This is a genomic window from Vibrio harveyi NBRC 15634 = ATCC 14126 = KCTC 12724 (assembly GCF_001591145.1).
Taxonomy (GTDB): Bacteria; Pseudomonadota; Gammaproteobacteria; order Enterobacterales; family Vibrionaceae; genus Vibrio; species Vibrio harveyi.
Genome location: NZ_BCUF01000046.1, coordinates 25662 through 41820, shown reverse-complemented (window position 1 = coordinate 41820; position 16159 = coordinate 25662). Strand labels below are relative to the sequence as shown.

The 16159-nt window shown below is 45.1% G+C and carries 17 protein-coding genes; 14 read left to right on the top strand and 3 right to left on the bottom strand.

The window, feature by feature from the left end; translation table 11 throughout:
• The 7 genes from VHA02S_RS20060 to purF form a co-directional block, all read left to right on the top strand.
• Window positions 1-804: FimV C-terminal domain-containing protein (locus VHA02S_RS20060; RefSeq protein WP_303621207.1), on the top strand; the 804-nt coding region annotated here is incomplete at its 5' end.
• A gap of 87 nt (window positions 805-891) precedes the next feature.
• A complete protein-coding gene (truA, locus tag VHA02S_RS20055; RefSeq protein ID WP_005452100.1) occupies window positions 892-1686 on the top strand; it encodes a tRNA pseudouridine(38-40) synthase TruA in 795 nt (264 codons plus the stop codon).
• A gap of 196 nt (window positions 1687-1882) precedes the next feature.
• Window positions 1883-2809, top strand: coding sequence for an acetyl-CoA carboxylase, carboxyltransferase subunit beta (gene accD / locus VHA02S_RS20050; protein ID WP_005452095.1), 927 nt, complete (start codon window positions 1883-1885; stop codon window positions 2807-2809).
• 46 nt (window positions 2810-2855) lie between these two features.
• Window positions 2856-4118 (top strand): bifunctional tetrahydrofolate synthase/dihydrofolate synthase, encoded by a 1263-nt coding sequence (gene folC / locus VHA02S_RS20045; protein WP_038899569.1) that lies wholly within the window; start codon window positions 2856-2858, stop codon window positions 4116-4118.
• A gap of 14 nt (window positions 4119-4132) precedes the next feature.
• Window positions 4133-4729: an SPOR domain-containing protein gene (locus VHA02S_RS20040; protein WP_038899571.1), complete on the top strand. Its 597-nt coding sequence runs from the start codon at window positions 4133-4135 to the stop codon at window positions 4727-4729.
• Window positions 4730-4790: 61 nt separating this feature from the next.
• Entirely contained in the window at window positions 4791-5282 is a 492-nt protein-coding gene (locus tag VHA02S_RS20035; RefSeq protein ID WP_005432921.1) for a CvpA family protein, read from the top strand.
• A 36-nt stretch (window positions 5283-5318) separates the two neighbouring features.
• Window positions 5319-6833, top strand: a complete 1515-nt coding sequence (gene purF, locus VHA02S_RS20030; RefSeq protein WP_005452092.1) for an amidophosphoribosyltransferase — start codon at window positions 5319-5321, stop codon at window positions 6831-6833.
• A gap of 75 nt (window positions 6834-6908) precedes the next feature.
• Here purF and VHA02S_RS20025 read toward each other — a convergent pair whose 3' ends face one another.
• On the bottom strand, window positions 6909-7784 hold the full coding sequence (locus tag VHA02S_RS20025; protein ID WP_005452091.1) for a LysR family transcriptional regulator: 876 nt from the start codon (window positions 7782-7784) through the stop codon (window positions 6909-6911).
• Between the two features lie 284 nt (window positions 7785-8068).
• On the opposite strand from VHA02S_RS20025, the gene VHA02S_RS20020 reads away from it, so the two are divergent.
• The 7 genes from VHA02S_RS20020 to recR all read left to right on the top strand — a co-directional run bounded on the left by VHA02S_RS20020 (window position 8069) and on the right by recR (window position 13837).
• Entirely contained in the window at window positions 8069-9175 is a 1107-nt protein-coding gene (locus VHA02S_RS20020) for a response regulator (protein ID WP_005452090.1), read from the top strand.
• Between the two features lie 227 nt (window positions 9176-9402).
• The gene (locus tag VHA02S_RS26385) at window positions 9403-9534 is read left to right on the top strand and encodes a hypothetical protein (RefSeq protein ID WP_005452089.1); all 132 of its coding nucleotides are present in this window, start codon (window positions 9403-9405) and stop codon (window positions 9532-9534) included.
• A gap of 15 nt (window positions 9535-9549) precedes the next feature.
• Entirely contained in the window at window positions 9550-9954 is a 405-nt protein-coding gene (locus VHA02S_RS20015) for a YbaN family protein (protein ID WP_038899572.1), read from the top strand.
• A 166-nt stretch (window positions 9955-10120) separates the two neighbouring features.
• Window positions 10121-10666: an adenine phosphoribosyltransferase gene (gene apt, locus VHA02S_RS20010; RefSeq protein ID WP_005452085.1), complete on the top strand. Its 546-nt coding sequence runs from the start codon at window positions 10121-10123 to the stop codon at window positions 10664-10666.
• Window positions 10667-10674: 8 nt separating this feature from the next.
• The gene (dnaX, locus tag VHA02S_RS20005) at window positions 10675-12795 is read left to right on the top strand and encodes a DNA polymerase III subunit gamma/tau (RefSeq protein WP_038899573.1); all 2121 of its coding nucleotides are present in this window, start codon (window positions 10675-10677) and stop codon (window positions 12793-12795) included.
• Window positions 12796-12877: 82 nt separating this feature from the next.
• Entirely contained in the window at window positions 12878-13207 is a 330-nt protein-coding gene (locus tag VHA02S_RS20000; RefSeq protein WP_005432961.1) for a YbaB/EbfC family nucleoid-associated protein, read from the top strand.
• Between the two features lie 30 nt (window positions 13208-13237).
• Window positions 13238-13837, top strand: a complete 600-nt coding sequence (recR, locus tag VHA02S_RS19995; RefSeq protein ID WP_017817816.1) for a recombination mediator RecR — start codon at window positions 13238-13240, stop codon at window positions 13835-13837.
• Between the two features lie 53 nt (window positions 13838-13890).
• Here the strand turns inward: recR and aqpZ are convergent, their stop codons facing one another.
• Complete coding sequence (gene aqpZ / locus VHA02S_RS19990; RefSeq protein WP_038899574.1) at window positions 13891-14589, bottom strand: aquaporin Z; 699 nt, start codon at window positions 14587-14589, stop codon at window positions 13891-13893.
• Window positions 14590-14792: 203 nt separating this feature from the next.
• Window positions 14793-16052: an amino acid permease gene (locus VHA02S_RS19985; protein ID WP_038899587.1), complete on the bottom strand. Its 1260-nt coding sequence runs from the start codon at window positions 16050-16052 to the stop codon at window positions 14793-14795.
• Window positions 16053-16159: the final 107 nt, after the last annotated feature.

Sequence of the window (16159 nt, the reverse complement as noted above, 5' to 3'; positions counted from 1 at the left end):
TTAGCATCAATGGCAGAAGAACCATCAACTGCTGAATCTGACACTATTAGTCCAGAAGCATCGAATGAGTGCTTAGAAACGCCTCAGCCAGTGTTGCAAGCTGATAATGACCACGATGCTTTGTTCGAAGTCTTTGCGCAACCAGAAGCTTTCAGTGCCGATGTGGAGCCAGAAGCGAAAAATGCCTTTGAGTCAGAGTTAAATGACTTCGAAGAATCAGCGATGGCGAACCTGTTATCGGAAAATGCTGAATCTGAGGTCTTTGATGGCAAGCTAGATAGTGACACGATTGCAAGCGCTGGTATGGACTTCGAGACTATGCTGGATGTTGGTGATGACTGGGACGGCTTTAAACTGTCGCCAGAAAGCACTTCATCAGCAGCAGAGGTACCAGAAGATCAGCGTGAAGTATGGAGTTCGTCTGACGCGTTAGCACAGCCAGAAATCGCGCAAGAAAACTGGGGTGAGCAAGAAGACTTAACGGACTTTGATCCTAAGAAGAATCAATTCATGACGATTGATGAGTTGATGGCCCAAGTGGATAAAGACGGTGGCGAGTTTGAAGAGCAAGATCTCAAACTCGATGTGGGTCTGAACGAATTTCCTGACGTGATTGGTGATATTGGTGATGTCGATGTAGATACCAATGCAGAAGCTGCAGGTAAGCTGGATCTCGCAAAAATCTACCTTGAGATGAACGATCCTCAAGGCGCGATTAAGTTGCTAGAAGAAGCGATTGTCTACGGAGAAGATGATATTCGCCGAGAGGCTAAAAACCTCATCGATACGATTAACGGTAGGTAACTAAAAGGGCAGCAAATGCTGCCCTTTTTGTATCTGGAAGGACTTACGTATATACTTCCCGCCCCATTTTAGAGTTCGAAGGTTAAAATGAGAATCGCATTAGGTATCGAATACAACGGTACAAACTACTTTGGCTGGCAACGTCAAAGAGAAGTGAAAAGCGTCCAAGAAGAGCTAGAAAAAGCATTGTCTGTGGTAGCGAATCACCCTGTTGAAGTTCAGTGTGCAGGTCGTACAGACGCTGGTGTGCATGGCACTGGTCAGGTTGTTCACTTTGACACCAACGTGAGTCGTAAAATGGTGGCTTGGACTATGGGTGCAAATGCAAACATGCCAAGTGATATCGCTGTCCGCTGGGCAGTGGAAGTGAACGATGACTTTCATGCTCGATTCTCTGCAACTGCGCGTCGTTATCGCTACATCATCTTCAATCATGCACTGCGTCCAGGTATTTTGAATTCTGGGGTGAGCCACTACCATGGTGAACTCGACGAGAAGAAAATGCATGAAGCAGGGCAGTATCTATTGGGTGAGAACGACTTTAGCTCATTCCGTGCTGCGCATTGCCAATCATTGAGCCCATTCCGTAACTTGATGCACCTTAACGTAACTCGTCATGGTGACTACATCGTGATTGATATCAAAGCCAATGCATTTGTTCATCATATGGTGCGCAACATCACCGGTAGCTTGATCAAAGTGGGTCGTGGTGAAGAAAAACCAGAATGGATAAAATGGCTACTAGAAGCGAAAGACCGCAAATTAGCAGGCGCGACCGCCAAAGCTGAAGGCTTATATTTGGTGGATGTGGACTACCCAGAAGAGTTTGGATTGCCACGAGTGCCGATCGGTCCGTTGTTTTTGCCAGATAATTTGAACTAAATTTGCGATTTTGTTTCAAAATATCGGTACTTTAGGCTGGATACGTGCTGAAACTGTGCGTTATTAATGATATCAAAAATAGGTACAACCAGTTTTTTATCTACAGTCGCGGCAAGATATGTTTTAATCCATCCGCAATATTCCCGAATTTATATCTTTCGCAATGAAGCGGAAGAGTTGAGAGAAAAGGTCTTCCATGAGTTGGCTTGAAAAGATTTTAGAGAAAAGCAACCTAGTAAGTTCACGTAAAGCTTCTATTCCTGAAGGCGTGTGGACCAAATGTACTTCTTGTGAGCAGGTTTTATACCACGCTGAGCTTGAGCGTAACCTAGAAGTTTGTCCTAAGTGTAACCATCACATGCGTATGAAAGCGCGCCGTCGTCTAGAAACATTCCTAGATGAAGGTAACCGTGTGGAACTTGGTACTGAGCTTGAGCCGCAAGATAAACTGAAGTTTAAAGATTCTAAACGCTACAAAGAGCGTATCTCTGCTGCACAAAAGAGCAGTGGTGAGAAAGATGCACTGATCGTAATGCAAGGTGAATTGTTGGGCATGCCACTAGTGGCGTGTGCTTTTGAGTTCTCTTTCATGGGCGGTTCAATGGGTTCTGTTGTTGGTGCGCGCTTTGTAAAAGCAGTAGAAGCAGCAATTGAAAACAACTGTGCACTTGTTTGTTTCTCAGCAAGTGGTGGTGCGCGTATGCAGGAGGCGTTGATGTCTCTAATGCAAATGGCGAAAACCAGTGCGGCACTTGAGCGTCTTTCTGAGAAAGGCTTGCCATTCATCTCTGTACTGACTGACCCAACAATGGGCGGTGTATCAGCAAGTTTGGCAATGCTAGGTGACATCAACATTGGTGAACCTAAAGCGCTTATCGGCTTTGCTGGTCGCCGTGTAATTGAACAGACAGTACGTGAAGATCTTCCTGAAGGCTTCCAACGTAGCGAGTTCCTTCTTGAGCACGGTGCGATCGATATGATCGTTGACCGTCGTGAAATGCGTCAGCGTGTGGGTGGTCTAGTAGCTAAGCTAACTAACCACAAGTCTCCTATGGTGGTTTCGGTTAACGAATCTCCAAATGAAGAGCCATATTCTGTACCAGAAGCGGACGAAAAAGGGTAAAGTATCAACTAACATAAAAACCAAAGAAATTAATGGTTAAAGTTAGATGACCCAAAACTCTATTCCTCAAGCCACATCTCCTCTAACGATGTGGCTTGATTATTTAACAAATCTCCACTCTTCAGCGATTGACCTTGGCTTAGACCGCGTTCAAGCGGTAGCGCAAAAGGCTAACCTTACTAAACCAGCTCCTACTGTGATTACTGTTGCCGGCACCAATGGCAAGGGCTCAACATGTGCGTTGATGGAAGCCATTCTATTAGATGCCGGTTACTCTGTCGGTGTTTACAGTTCACCACACCTGATTCGCTACAATGAGCGAGTACGTATCAATGGCGTCGATGCAGAAGATAGCAAACACTGTGAGGCGTTCGATTACATCGAAAAACAGCGCGGCGAGATAAGCCTAAGTTTGTTTGAATTTGGTACGTTAGCGGCACTTCGTATTTTCCAAGTTGAGAAAGTGGATGTGGTCCTGTTAGAAGTTGGTCTAGGTGGACGCTTAGACGCGACTAATGTGGTTGACCATGACGTGTCTGTTATCACTAGCTTGGCTATCGACCATGTTGATTGGCTGGGCGATGACATCAATGTGATTGGCTTCGAGAAAGCCGGTATTTACCGTGCGGGCAAACCTGCAATTTGTGGTCAGCCAACACCGCCGGCGACGGTTGCTGCCCATGCTGATGATATTCAAGCTGAGTTTTTCCAAGTCGGTATTCAATTTGATTACCAGATAACTGAGAAAGGTTGGAAGTGGAGCAGTGGCGCATTTGATTTAGAAGATCTGCCATTGCCATCTCTACCGTTACCGAATGCAGCAACAGCGTTAATGGCTCTCGGCGCGTCAGAATTGCAAATCACTGACATTAATATCGTTAATGGCTTGAATAATGCTCGCTTGGCTGGCCGAATGCAGGTTTTGCAAACAGGTCCGGAAATCGTCCTTGATGTTGCACACAACCCTCATTCAGCTGAATACTTGGTTGAGAAGGTGAAACGTCAATACGCGGATAAGAACATCCACGTTGTGGTTGCTATGCTGCACGATAAAGACATCAAAGCAACAATCGAAGCATTAACTCCAATTGCAACGCAATGGTATCCAGCATCGCTGACAGGTCCACGAGCAGCGACAGCAGATGAACTGTGCCAATACTTACCTCAAGGTCAAGTTGAGTTCCAAGCTCCAGTAGAGGCGTTTGAGAGCGCGAAGACTCACGCAGCTCACGACGATGTCATTTTGGTGGTTGGTTCCTTCCATACTGTGGGCGAGGTGTTGGAGCATTGGCAATCAAATAATGAGTAATCAAAGGTAATTTGATGGCAAGTAAATTCCAAAGTCGTTTAGTCGGCACCATCATTCTAGTAGCGGTGGGGGTCATTGTGCTCCCTGACGTCCTAGATGGTAAGAAACTGCACTACAAAGAAGAGTTTGCCAGCATTCCTATCAAACCAGAACTTGATAGCGATGTGGAAAACTTTGAAATCTTGGAACCTGAAGAAGACAACGTTTCGTTACCAGAATCTCCGGTAACTGCGACGGTGGATGAATCTGAAGTGTCTCCAGTTGACGTTTCTGTACCAAAAACAGAGCCTGCTACTCAACCTGAACATGCGAACAAGCAGCCTGAAAAGGTAGAGGTCGCTGTTCGTTCGGTTGAAGAAAAAAATCAATATGAGGATTCGGCTTGGATCATTCAATTGATGGCACTGAAAAATCATGAGAATGCAGTTGCATTGGTAGAGGATTTACAGAAGCGCGGGTATCAAGCTCATGTAAAAAAAGAGAATACCTTTACTCGAGTAATTGTTGGTCCTGATGTATCAAAAAGTAAACTTGAACGACAGGTCAAGGAATTACAAAAAATTACAGGCTCAAAAGGTCAATTGCTTAAATTTAAGCCATTAAATCCATAAGAAAACGTTTGCGTCAGCATTTTTTCTGTTAAAATGCGCGCCAACTTAAGATGAAGAAAACATGAATTGGTTAGATTTTGTCATTTTAGGTGTGATCGGATTTTCAGCTCTGATCAGTTTAGTTCGCGGTTTTGCTAAAGAAGCTTTGTCTTTGGTGATTTGGTTCGGAGCATTTTTTATCTCCAGTAACTACTACGCCAAATTGGCGGTGTACTTCACCAACATCGAAGATGAAATGTTTCGAAACGGAGCCGCAATTGCGGCGTTATTCGTCGCAACCCTAGTGGTTGGTGCAGTGGTGAATTACGTCATTGGTCAACTGGTACAAAAAACAGGGCTATCAGGAACCGATCGAATTCTCGGTGTGGTGTTTGGTGGTTTACGCGGAGTACTGATTGTTTCTGCGGTGCTGTTTTTTATGGATGCGTTTACTGCATTCCCAAGCTCGGATTGGTGGAAAGAGTCACAGTTGGTCCCTGAGTTCAGCCGTATCATCGCCCCATTCTTCGAGCATTTAAAAGCAACATCAAGTTTTCTGTCTGGCACTATCTAGTAGTGCCAGCTACTGTCGCAAATCGAGGATTAGGACATGTGTGGTATTGTTGGAATCGTGGGCGCAACGCCTGTAAACCAGTCTATTTATGACGCGTTAACGGTGTTACAGCATCGTGGCCAAGATGCCGCAGGTATTTGTACCATAGAAAGCAATCGTTTTCGTCTGCGCAAGGCGAACGGTTTAGTGAAGGATGTGTTCGAAGCAAGACACATGCAACGCTTGCAAGGTGAGGTGGGTATTGGCCATGTTCGTTACCCTACTGCAGGTAGCTCAAGCGCCTCAGAAGCTCAACCTTTCTACGTAAACTCTCCTTTCGGTATTACACTTGCCCACAACGGTAACCTGACAAACGCTCATGAAGTTCGTCAGAAACTGTTTGAAAAAGACCGCCGCCATATCAACACCACTTCAGACTCAGAAGTGTTACTTAATGTACTGGCTCATGAAATCGACACCGTTAAAGGTAACGTGACTTCTGAAGACGTGTTCCGCGCGGTGACTAATGTGCATCGCACTATTCGTGGTGCATACGCAGTAACAGCGATGATCATTGGTCACGGTATGATTGCATTTCGTGACCCTCACGGCATTCGTCCTCTTTGTCTTGGCAAGCGAGAAGTAAACGGCAGAACAGAGTATATGGTGGCGTCAGAATCTGTCGCATTGGATGCTGTTGGCTTCGATTTTGTTCGCGACGTGGCGCCTGGTGAGGCAATTTACGCGACATTTGACGGTGAGCTATACACTAAGCAGTGTGCTGACAACCCTAAGCTGAACCCATGTATTTTTGAGTTCGTTTACTTTGCTCGTCCAGATTCATTCATCGATAAGATTTCAGTGTACAGTGCTCGTGTTGAAATGGGTAAGAAGCTCGGTGAGCGTATCAGCGAAGACTACGCAGATTTAGACATCGACGTGGTTATTCCTATTCCAGAAACATCTTGCGATATCGCACTGCAAATTGCTCAAGCGATTGATAAGCCATACCGCCAAGGTTTTGTGAAAAACCGTTACGTAGGTCGTACCTTTATCATGCCGGGACAACAGCAACGTAAGAAGTCGGTACGTCGCAAGCTCAATGCGATCCGCTCTGAGTTCAAGGGCAAAAATGTCCTGCTAGTCGATGACTCTATCGTACGTGGTACGACTTCAGAGCAGATCATTGAGATGGCTCGTGATTCCGGTGCGAACAAAGTGTTTATGGTTTCTGCCGCGCCAGAAGTTCGTTTCCCGAATGTTTACGGTATCGACATGCCAAGCGCAACAGAACTGATTGCTCATGGACGCGATAACGAGACCATCTGCAAGCAAATCGGTGCGGATGCTCTGATTTATCAACGTCTCGATGATTTAGTCGAGGCAGTTGGTCTTGGTAACCAAGACATCACTACGTTTGATACATCCGTATTTAACGGTGAGTACGTGACGGGTGATATTGACCAGCAATATCTGGATTTCCTTGATGGTCTGCGCAACGATGATGCGAAAACACAGCGCGAAATCCAGCAAGACCTAGCAAACTTAGAGTTGCACAACGAAGGCGCTTAAATCGCACTTCTCAAGAGATAAAAAAACCAGAGCTTCGGCTCTGGTTTTTGTTTTCTATCGGCTTCTGTTTTTAGCTTAGTGAATGTTGTAAGCAATCACGAAGTCGATGAATAAGCGTACCTTTTCAGGTAAGTGGTCTTTGTGGTTGTAGAGCATGTAGATGTCACGCGGGTTTGCGCTCCAATCTGGTAGTACGCGCACAAGATCGCCGCTTTCGATGTACTCTTTGATCATCACGTCAGGCATCAAAGTAATACCTAAACCTTCTGAACAAGAGCTACGAACCACGTTAAGTGCGTTTGCTTGAAAACGACCGCGCTCTACGTTCACCACAGACTCTCCTTTGCTGTTAATCAGTGTCCACTTGATAAGCGGTGAGCCTTTTAGCAAAGAGTGGTTAGAAAGCTCCTCAGCGTGATTTGGAGCTGGGTTCGCCGTTAAGTAGTCAGGGCTTGCAACCAAAATATCTTTTACTTCACCAATTTTGCGTGCAATCAGACTTGAATCACGTTGCGGACCAACACGGAAGATCACGTCCCATTCGGTCGGATCAAGTTGATCCGCATTGCTTTCCGTCGTCAACTCAATGTTGATATCTGGGTACTGCTTCATGAACGAATTGAACATTGGCATCATCATGCGCTTCGTCAGATTGTACGGCGCAGAAATTTTGATTTTGCCCGATGCACCGCGGCAGTCATCCGTAATTTCCTCAGCTGTCGAGGTTAGGCGTTGCAGCAGAGGTGAGCATTCATGGTAAAAGCGTTCTCCAGCTTCAGTGAGAGAAAGCTTACGCGCATGACGGTTCAGCAATCGAAGATTGACAGAGTCTTCTAGCGCTTGAATGCGTCGGGTGATGGTTGCCACCGGAATCATGGTTTTTCGCGAAGTTGCGGTATAGCTCCCATTTTCGACAACCAATCGAAACAGGTTTAGATCATCTAATTTCATATTTCCAGACACATTAAATTACCGTTTATGGCTAATTTATAATTAACTTTGTGATCAAAGTTTGCTTTAAGTCAACATGTTGCACCATTTGAACACAGCAGGACGCTCTTAGTAAATACTGATAAACCATGGAATATTTGTATAAACGTCAATTTAAGGCTACGGTTTATAACAAGGTGAAAGGGCCTGACGTCTTGCTGCACAACGTTTTGTAAGATGTGAATACAACAAAAATAATAACGTATAAATTTGTTTTTTGACTGAGCTTTGTGAGGTGCAAAGGTATGTTTAAGACTCACGGTCAAACGGCAATGGTCTCGGCGCAGGAAGTGGTCAATCACAAGCTCATCATGTTGGTGGACGATGACCCCATATTTCGTAGAGTAACTAGTGCCTATTTAGAAAGTCAGGGTTACAAGGTAGTAGAAGCTGAAAACGGTTTAGAAGCACTGCAGCAATTGCGTGAGTGCGAGCCTGACCTTGTCTTATGCGACTTATCCATGCCCGTTTTAGACGGAATCGAGTTTGTGGAGGAAGTAAGCCTAGAATATCCATCGATGCCATTGATCGTGGTGTCAGGTACAGACGAAATGTCTGACGTGGCAAAAGCGCTTCGATTTGGTATCAAAGACTTCCTACCAAAACCTATTGGAAATTATCACCATCTCTCTCAAGCGATTGACAATACGCTGGAAGATTCGGACTGCCACTTTGCTGAACAACGAGATTTTTCGAGCCAGTGGTTCCGAGTTGATGATGGTGGAGAGATGCCAGATGACCAAGAGCTTCATTGGCATCTTGAGTATCTACAGCAAAACCCGAATGCAGCGCGTGATTTGTTGCACGCTCTATTGCCTGAGAAAGACACCTCTCAGGGAGATTGGAAGTGCTCGTACCGATTACTGCAATCGACAGACGTGATGCCCTTGGTGTTTGACTACCGATGGTTAATGAACGGGCAATTTGCTTTCTACCTTGTGGATTCGGCTTCACTGCAGCAAGACGGCGTAGCAACCACATTACTGGTGAGAGCTCTGTTTGATGATTATCTACGCAACTTAAAAAGCTTTAGTGCCGATCTTAAAGACATGGTTGAGATCATTGAAAAGGGCATACAATGTTCAGAGTGTGCAGGTGCAGTAAATGCAGTGTTCGGCGTGGCTGATTTAGCATCATCGTCAGTCTCTATATTGCCGGCAGGTCTGGACAGCCAGTGGTCTGATGGACATGTTAATCAACACATCGCGGCCGGCAATCGTCTTGGTGATGGTAGTATGAAGAATTTTATTACCCGCGAACTTCCAATTACCACAGGTGGACAGCTTTCAATTGGCTGCTTAGGGACCTCAAGCTTTAGCCTAAACATTGTACGATTGAATCGTTTAATGTAATGAATTTAGAAATTCACGAGCAGCACTCATGTGCTGCTTTTTTTATTGTTTAAAATCCTATATCTTATTAATAATCATTCTCACAATAGCCTTACTTTTTGTTGGTGTTTAGCGTTTGCTGTTTAAGGTATAGTCAGCGCTTAAAACAATAATGACCCATTTACGTAACGATAATTTAACGATATGTAATTGGGAGAAAGCTAAGTCAACAAGTGAGAAGAAGCATCATGGCAGACAAAGATTTTAAAGAGCCTTATAATATTTTTTACTTTTTAGGTTTCATTGCAGTTCTTTTGATCCCAACTTTACCTGCAACGCTAACCTGGATTCGCGTACTGAACGGTTACGCAGGTTTTTAATTAAACGATTGTTTTTTGGAGTCCACCATTCGTATTAAGCGTTACTTTTTCAATATTGCTGGTGGACTCTGCATGATACTTGGCATTGCTGGTATCGTCCTTCCATTACTTCCAACCACACCTTTTATTCTATTAGCCAGCGCCTGTTTTATGCGTGGTAGTCCTGCTTTTCATCGTTGGCTGCATGAGCATAAAACGTTCGGACCTATTCTAGAAAACTGGCACAAACACCGAGCGGTTACACGAAAAGTGAAGCAGCGTGGTGCTGTATTTATCGTGCTCAGTTTTACCGTATCTATTCTGGTTGCTCCCATTGTCTGGGTAAAAATTGCGCTTTTAGTGATGCTAATCGTTTTACTGAGCTGGTTTATGCGTCTACCTGTGACTGAGCTGGTTGCTGACCGAGAAGAAAATCACTAAGATTGTAGAGAATAGTGTGCCCGCTCTTCGAGTGGGCGTTTGTATTTTCAGCGCTTGTAACTTTTAAAATAATGAGTACGTCGCGCTGAAAACCTATTGTTTATTGCCCTCATATATACTGCGATAAGAACAGAGGGTGATGAGCCAATCTAAGTAAATCGGTATTATGACTACAGAAACAATTTCGCTGATCAAATCTAGCATCAAAAGCATCCAAGATTACCCAAAACCAGGCATTCTTTTCCGCGACGTAACTAGCCTACTGGAAGACGCAAAAGCTTACCAAGCAACGATTAACCTATTAGTTGAACGTTACAAAGACATGGGCTTCACGAAAGTGGTCGGCACAGAAGCTCGTGGTTTCCTATTTGGTGCGCCTCTAGCACTTGAACTGGGTGTGGGTTTTGTCCCTGTGCGTAAGCCAGGCAAACTACCTCGTCCTACTGTGGCTCAATCTTATGAGCTTGAGTACGGTGTGGATACGCTAGAGATTCATACTGATGCAATCGTAGAAGGCGATAAAGTATTGGTTGTTGACGATCTGCTAGCGACTGGCGGTACAATCGAAGCAACAACAAAACTGATCCGTCAGCTTGGCGGTGAATTAGAGCACGCTGCGTTCGTTATTAACCTACCAGAAATTGGTGGTGATAAGCGCCTAGAAGGTCTAGGTCTTAACGTATACAGCATTTGCGAGTTTGAAGGACACTAATACATTCAATGAGTTATTTAGCTTTAGCGCGAAAATGGCGTCCTAACAAGTTTGATCAAGTGGTTGGACAAAGTCATGTCTTAACTGCTCTGGAAAACGCGTTAGCGCAAAATCGCTTACACCATGCGTACCTATTCAGTGGCACGCGAGGCGTTGGTAAAACGTCAATTGGCCGCCTGTTTGCTAAGGGCTTGAACTGCGAAACAGGGATCACTGCTAACCCTTGTGGGAAATGTGATACTTGTCGTGAGATTGATGAGGGTCGCTTTGTAGATTTACTTGAAATCGACGCAGCTTCTCGTACTAAAGTTGAAGATACTCGTGAACTGTTAGACAACGTTCAATACAAACCCGCGCGCGGACGTTTTAAAGTGTACCTCATCGATGAGGTACACATGCTTTCGCGTCACTCTTTCAACGCGCTGTTAAAGACATTGGAAGAGCCGCCAGAGTATGTGAAGTTCTTGTTGGCAACGACAGATCCACAGAAACTGCCAGTGACGATTTTGTCACGTTGTTTGCAGTTCCATCTTAAGCCAATCAGTGTTGATGATATCCATCAGCAACTTGACCATATTCTGGAAAAAGAACAAGTCTCTGCAGAAGCAAGAGCACTTGGCATGATCTCGCACGCTGCAGATGGCAGTATGCGCGATGCACTGAGCTTAACTGACCAAGCTATCGCCCTTGGTAACGGTACGATTCAAACTGACATCGTTAGCCATATGCTGGGTACGATTGATACAGACCAAGCTATCCATTTGCTGGAATCAATCAGTAGTAAGCAACCTCAACAAGCGATGGATAAAATCCAACTACTCGCATCAAATGGTGTAGAGTGGGATGGGTTACTACAGCAATTAGCTTCTCAGCTTCATCGTGTTGCGATGCACCAAGCTCTGCCTTCGACTTTGGACCAATCGCAGCCTGATGCTGAAAAAATTGAATTATTAAGTAAAGCTCTGACACCGCAAGATGTTCAGCTTTACTACCAGATCGCCTTGAAAGGTCGTGAAGACCTGACGATGTCACCAAATGGTCGCGTCGGCATGGAAATGATTGTATTGCGTATGATGGCATTCCGTCCGTCAGCAAATAACAACGCAAACGTAATTTCTACCTCATCGCAGCCTCAAGTCGCGCCGACTGCGACAGTGAGCCAACCACAAATTGCTCCACAACAGCAATCACCTCAACTGCAGCCATCGAAGCAACAAACACCTGCAGCACAAGCGCCAATGCAGCAGATGCAAAGCCGCCCAGCGCAATCAGCGCCACAGTATCAACCTGAGTATCAGGGTGGATACGATATGGCACCACCGCAATATGACATGGCTCCACCAATGAGTGAGAATCCTGCGCCAACGCAGCACGCTCCTCAACAGGCTCAGCCACAACAAAGTGCGCCTTCTCGCGGTAATTTGAGTGGTTTACGCCATCAATTGCGCTCACAGCGTCAAGGACAACAACAAGCAACAACTCCGACTGGTGGTCCAAAAAAGCCTAAAGCGGCACCTGCACAAAAAGAATCGGTTATTGACCGTTTAGCGCAATTGCATGGCAATTCTGCGCAGGTGTCGCCTAAATCTACTCCTCAAGCTGAAAATCAAGAGCCGGAGGATGAGGCATACCGTTGGCGACCAACAAAACCGGTCGAAAAGAAAGCCAATACGGAACTGACACCGACGCAGCTCAAACAAGCGTTAGAACATGAAAAAACGCCAGAAATGGCGCAAAAGCTGGTGGATGAATCTCTAGAAAGAAGTGAATGGGCGAATCTAATTAGCCAAATGGACACACCTAAATTGGTGGAACAATTGGCTTTGAACTCGCACTTTGATAAAGAAGGTTCAACGGTTTCACTACAATTAAGAGGCAATCAAGCTCACCTCAACACCGATAGAGCGCAGAGCGAGTTATTAAATGCTCTCAATACAGTGCTAGGGGAAGAGTGCCATTTAAGCATTGATGTCGGTGAAAATGGTGAAACCCCGCTAGAGTTAAGAGATAGGCTCTACCAAGAGAAATTACAACAGGCTCTGATCAGTTTAGAAAACGATCCACACGTACAGTTCATCGAACGTCGATTTACAGCAGAGCTTGATAAAGATAGTGTACGCCCTATCTAAAAATTGAACGGAATGGGGTTGAAAACGTAAAGTGATAACCCCATTAACAGATGCAACACCTAATTAAACCAGAGAGATAAACATGTTTGGTAAAGGCGGTATGGGCAACCTAATGAAGCAAGCCCAGCAAATGCAAGATCGCATGCAAAAGCTTCAAGAAGAAATCGCGAATATGGAAGTAACTGGCGAGTCTGGTGCTGGTCTAGTTAAAGTTACAATCACTGGCAGTCACAGTGTGCGTCGTGTAGAAATCGATGAAAGTCTGATGGAAGACGACAAAGAGATGCTAGAAGATCTAATCGCTGCAGCATTCAACGATGCAGCACGTCGCGTTGAAGAGACTCAAAAAGAGAAAATGGCTTCTGTAACTGGCGGTATGCAGCTACCACCAGGTATGAAAATGCCATTCTAATCTGCTGAATTCTAACTAAGCGGATTTTCAATGCGTACCAGTCATATGCTGGAACAATTGATGGAGGCCTTACGTTGTCTACCTGGGGTAGGTCCCAAGTCGGCGCAACGTATGGCCTTTCATTTGTTACAGCGTGATAGAAAAGGCGGTCTGCAACTAGCAGACGCGCTGAGCCAAGCAATGACAGAAATCGGTCATTGCACCGAGTGTCGTACCTTCACTGAAGAAGAAATTTGTCATATTTGTACTAACCCAAAACGCCAAGAAAACGGTCAAATTTGTGTAGTAGAAAGCCCGGCAGACATCGCTGCAGTAGAAGCGACCGGTCAATACTCAGGTCGATACTTTGTACTTATGGGGCACTTATCACCACTGGACGGAATTGGTCCAAGTGATATTGGTCTTGATGTTCTTGACTACCGTCTGCGCCGAGGTGATATTTCTGAAGTGATCCTTGCTACCAACCCTACGGTAGAAGGGGAAGCAACAGCACACTACATTGCAGAATTATGTAAAGAACACCAAGTCGACGCCAGCCGCATTGCACATGGTGTACCTGTAGGTGGGGAGCTTGAGCTCGTAGATGGGACAACCTTGTCACACTCACTCTTAGGTCGACACAAGATTTAATAAAAAAGCCGCTGAATTCAGCGGCTTTTTTGATCTTGCGGTTTGATAATCAATTAGTCGTTTGATTCTACACCTAGAAGATTCTTATAGATAAGCGCACCTAAGATACCACCAACAATTGGTGCTACCCAGAATAGCCAAAGCTGAGAAACTGCCCAATCGCCAACAAATACGGCAACACCAGTACTACGCGCAGGGTTAACGGATGTATTCGTTACAGGGATACTGATCAAGTGAATCAGGGTTAAACATAGACCAATCGCGATAGGTGCAAATCCCTGAGGAGCACGTTTGTCGGTCGCGCCCATGATCACGATAAGGAACATCATTGTCATCACAACTTCTGTTACAAGTGCTGCTACCATTGAGTACTGACCTGGAGAATGTTCACCGTAGCCATTTGATGCGAAGCCAGAACCAACTACATCAAAGCCAGCTTGACCTGTTGCAATAATGTAGAGCACACCGCCTGCAATCACGCCACCAATCACTTGTGCGATGATATAAGGGATAACGTCTTTGGTATCAAAACGACCGCCAGCCCATAAACCGACTGTTACAGCTGGGTTTAAATGACAACCTGAGATATGACCAATCGCAAATGCCATGGTGAGTACGGTTAAGCCGAACGCAAGAGAAACACCTAGTAGACCGATGCCAATATCTGGAAAGCCCGCAGCTAATACCGCACTGCCGCAACCACCAAGCACTAACCAAAAAGTACCAAAAACCTCTGCCATGTATTTATTCATGTTGTTTCCTATTTCGGATTTAGATTACCCGCTGAACATAGTAGAGAATTGTCAGAAAAGTGTGATTCGAAGCACGGAAATTAAGCGAATAACCAGATCGGCGGGTTTTTGTCTCAGATATGAAACGAAATACTCTATGAAGTGGAAACGTAGAGAACCTCGGTCATCATCATGAAGACGAATAACCGAGGTGAGAGGAAGGGTTAACTAAATGCGATGAAAGGTGAGATACACAGTAGAATACCTGTCGCAATGATTAGGTAGAGTGAAGCACCTTTGTATTTATGCAGTGAAGGAACTTGATACACCAAGTACGCAGGGATCAAACAACCAATCAAACCAAAGATCGGGCTACATATTGAAGTAAAACTCAATACTGGCAAGTTCAACACGATAGCGCCCCAAGCCATCAAAATAGCAAATAGAATGATGCCTTTGGTTACCAAATTACGGTTAATCTGCTCTTCAGGCATGACTTTCTTAAGAGCCAGCATTGCAAGACCTTGGCAAGAATCGCGGAACCCTAGGTACACCCCAAAGAACGCCGTCATAACAGAGAAAATGTTCAACATTAAGCTAAGCAATTTCAATGTTGTCCCGTCCATACCCTGTGCGACCATCGCTAATGCAGAGATGTTCTCTTCAGCTGCTTTTACTGCTTGATCGTGAGACATCGCAAGGGTGAACGAGATTGCATAGAAGAACACGGTGACAAACAGAATACCGAAAGCAATCTTCATCGCACGCATCGCTTTAAAACGCGCAACCTCAATTGATGTTTCTTTAGAGCGGTAAGAGATAACCATTGGGCTCAAGCTTTGAATAAACAAGATTGAAGTAAGAGTGAAGGGCAATAGTTCAATGGCGTCTTTCAAACCTGCACCTGCCGCAGGTACAGAGCCGACGTTAGCAAAGTCCCACTTTTCAATCATCATCACGCCAAGTAAGGCAACGGTACATAACTTGATCAAAACCAGACCAGTGCTCACTTTAAATAAGATCTTTTCACCACGTGACGCGATGGCCACTAAAGCACAAACTAAAGCAAGACCATACAGCGGGTTTTCCGACAATAGCCCCTTAGTGATGCCAAAGCTATGTAGGAAAGAGGCTGAGTCATTGTTGATTGCTGTGGAGTAAACGAACACCCAAATCACCAGCATGATGAAGTAGAGTATCCCCAACAGAGCCCCCCATTTATTTCCTAGGTACCCTGAAATGACACCAGCGTAGTCTTGGCATTTTGGTGACGTCGATAAGGTGTTAATGAATAATCGTTGGAATAAGTACATGGCAGGGTAACCAATAACTGCCGAAGCAAGGAATACCCAAATGCCCAGTACACCAACTTTTACAGGAAGAAAAACAATACCAGCACCGATTGCCATGCCGATACTCATGATCACCCAACCCCAGTCTGTGCTGTCAAACTTGGTTGCGGCTTTCCATTCTTCTACGGTCATTCCCGCCTTAACGTGAGGCGGCTCTTTGGTTATTGGAAGAGTTTGTGTAGGTACAGTAACGCTCATTGTCGTTGTCTCTTTGTTAGTATGAATTTTTCTCAAATCTA

Coding starts and splice junctions, on each gene's coding strand:
- truA (WP_005452100.1), top strand. CDS start 892: ATGAGAATCGCATTAGGTATCGAATACAACGGTACAAACTACTTTGGC.
- accD (WP_005452095.1), top strand. CDS start 1,883: ATGAGTTGGCTTGAAAAGATTTTAGAGAAAAGCAACCTAGTAAGTTCA.
- folC (WP_038899569.1), top strand. CDS start 2,856: ATGACCCAAAACTCTATTCCTCAAGCCACATCTCCTCTAACGATGTGG.
- VHA02S_RS20040 (WP_038899571.1), top strand. CDS start 4,133: ATGGCAAGTAAATTCCAAAGTCGTTTAGTCGGCACCATCATTCTAGTA.
- VHA02S_RS20035 (WP_005432921.1), top strand. CDS start 4,791: ATGAATTGGTTAGATTTTGTCATTTTAGGTGTGATCGGATTTTCAGCT.
- purF (WP_005452092.1), top strand. CDS start 5,319: ATGTGTGGTATTGTTGGAATCGTGGGCGCAACGCCTGTAAACCAGTCT.
- VHA02S_RS20025 (WP_005452091.1), bottom strand. CDS start 7,784: ATGAAATTAGATGATCTAAACCTGTTTCGATTGGTTGTCGAAAATGGG.
- VHA02S_RS20020 (WP_005452090.1), top strand. CDS start 8,069: ATGTTTAAGACTCACGGTCAAACGGCAATGGTCTCGGCGCAGGAAGTG.
- VHA02S_RS26385 (WP_005452089.1), top strand. CDS start 9,403: ATGGCAGACAAAGATTTTAAAGAGCCTTATAATATTTTTTACTTTTTA.
- apt (WP_005452085.1), top strand. CDS start 10,121: ATGACTACAGAAACAATTTCGCTGATCAAATCTAGCATCAAAAGCATC.
- dnaX (WP_038899573.1), top strand. CDS start 10,675: ATGAGTTATTTAGCTTTAGCGCGAAAATGGCGTCCTAACAAGTTTGAT.
- VHA02S_RS20000 (WP_005432961.1), top strand. CDS start 12,878: ATGTTTGGTAAAGGCGGTATGGGCAACCTAATGAAGCAAGCCCAGCAA.
- recR (WP_017817816.1), top strand. CDS start 13,238: ATGCGTACCAGTCATATGCTGGAACAATTGATGGAGGCCTTACGTTGT.
- aqpZ (WP_038899574.1), bottom strand. CDS start 14,589: ATGAATAAATACATGGCAGAGGTTTTTGGTACTTTTTGGTTAGTGCTT.
- VHA02S_RS19985 (WP_038899587.1), bottom strand. CDS start 16,052: ATGACCGTAGAAGAATGGAAAGCCGCAACCAAGTTTGACAGCACAGAC.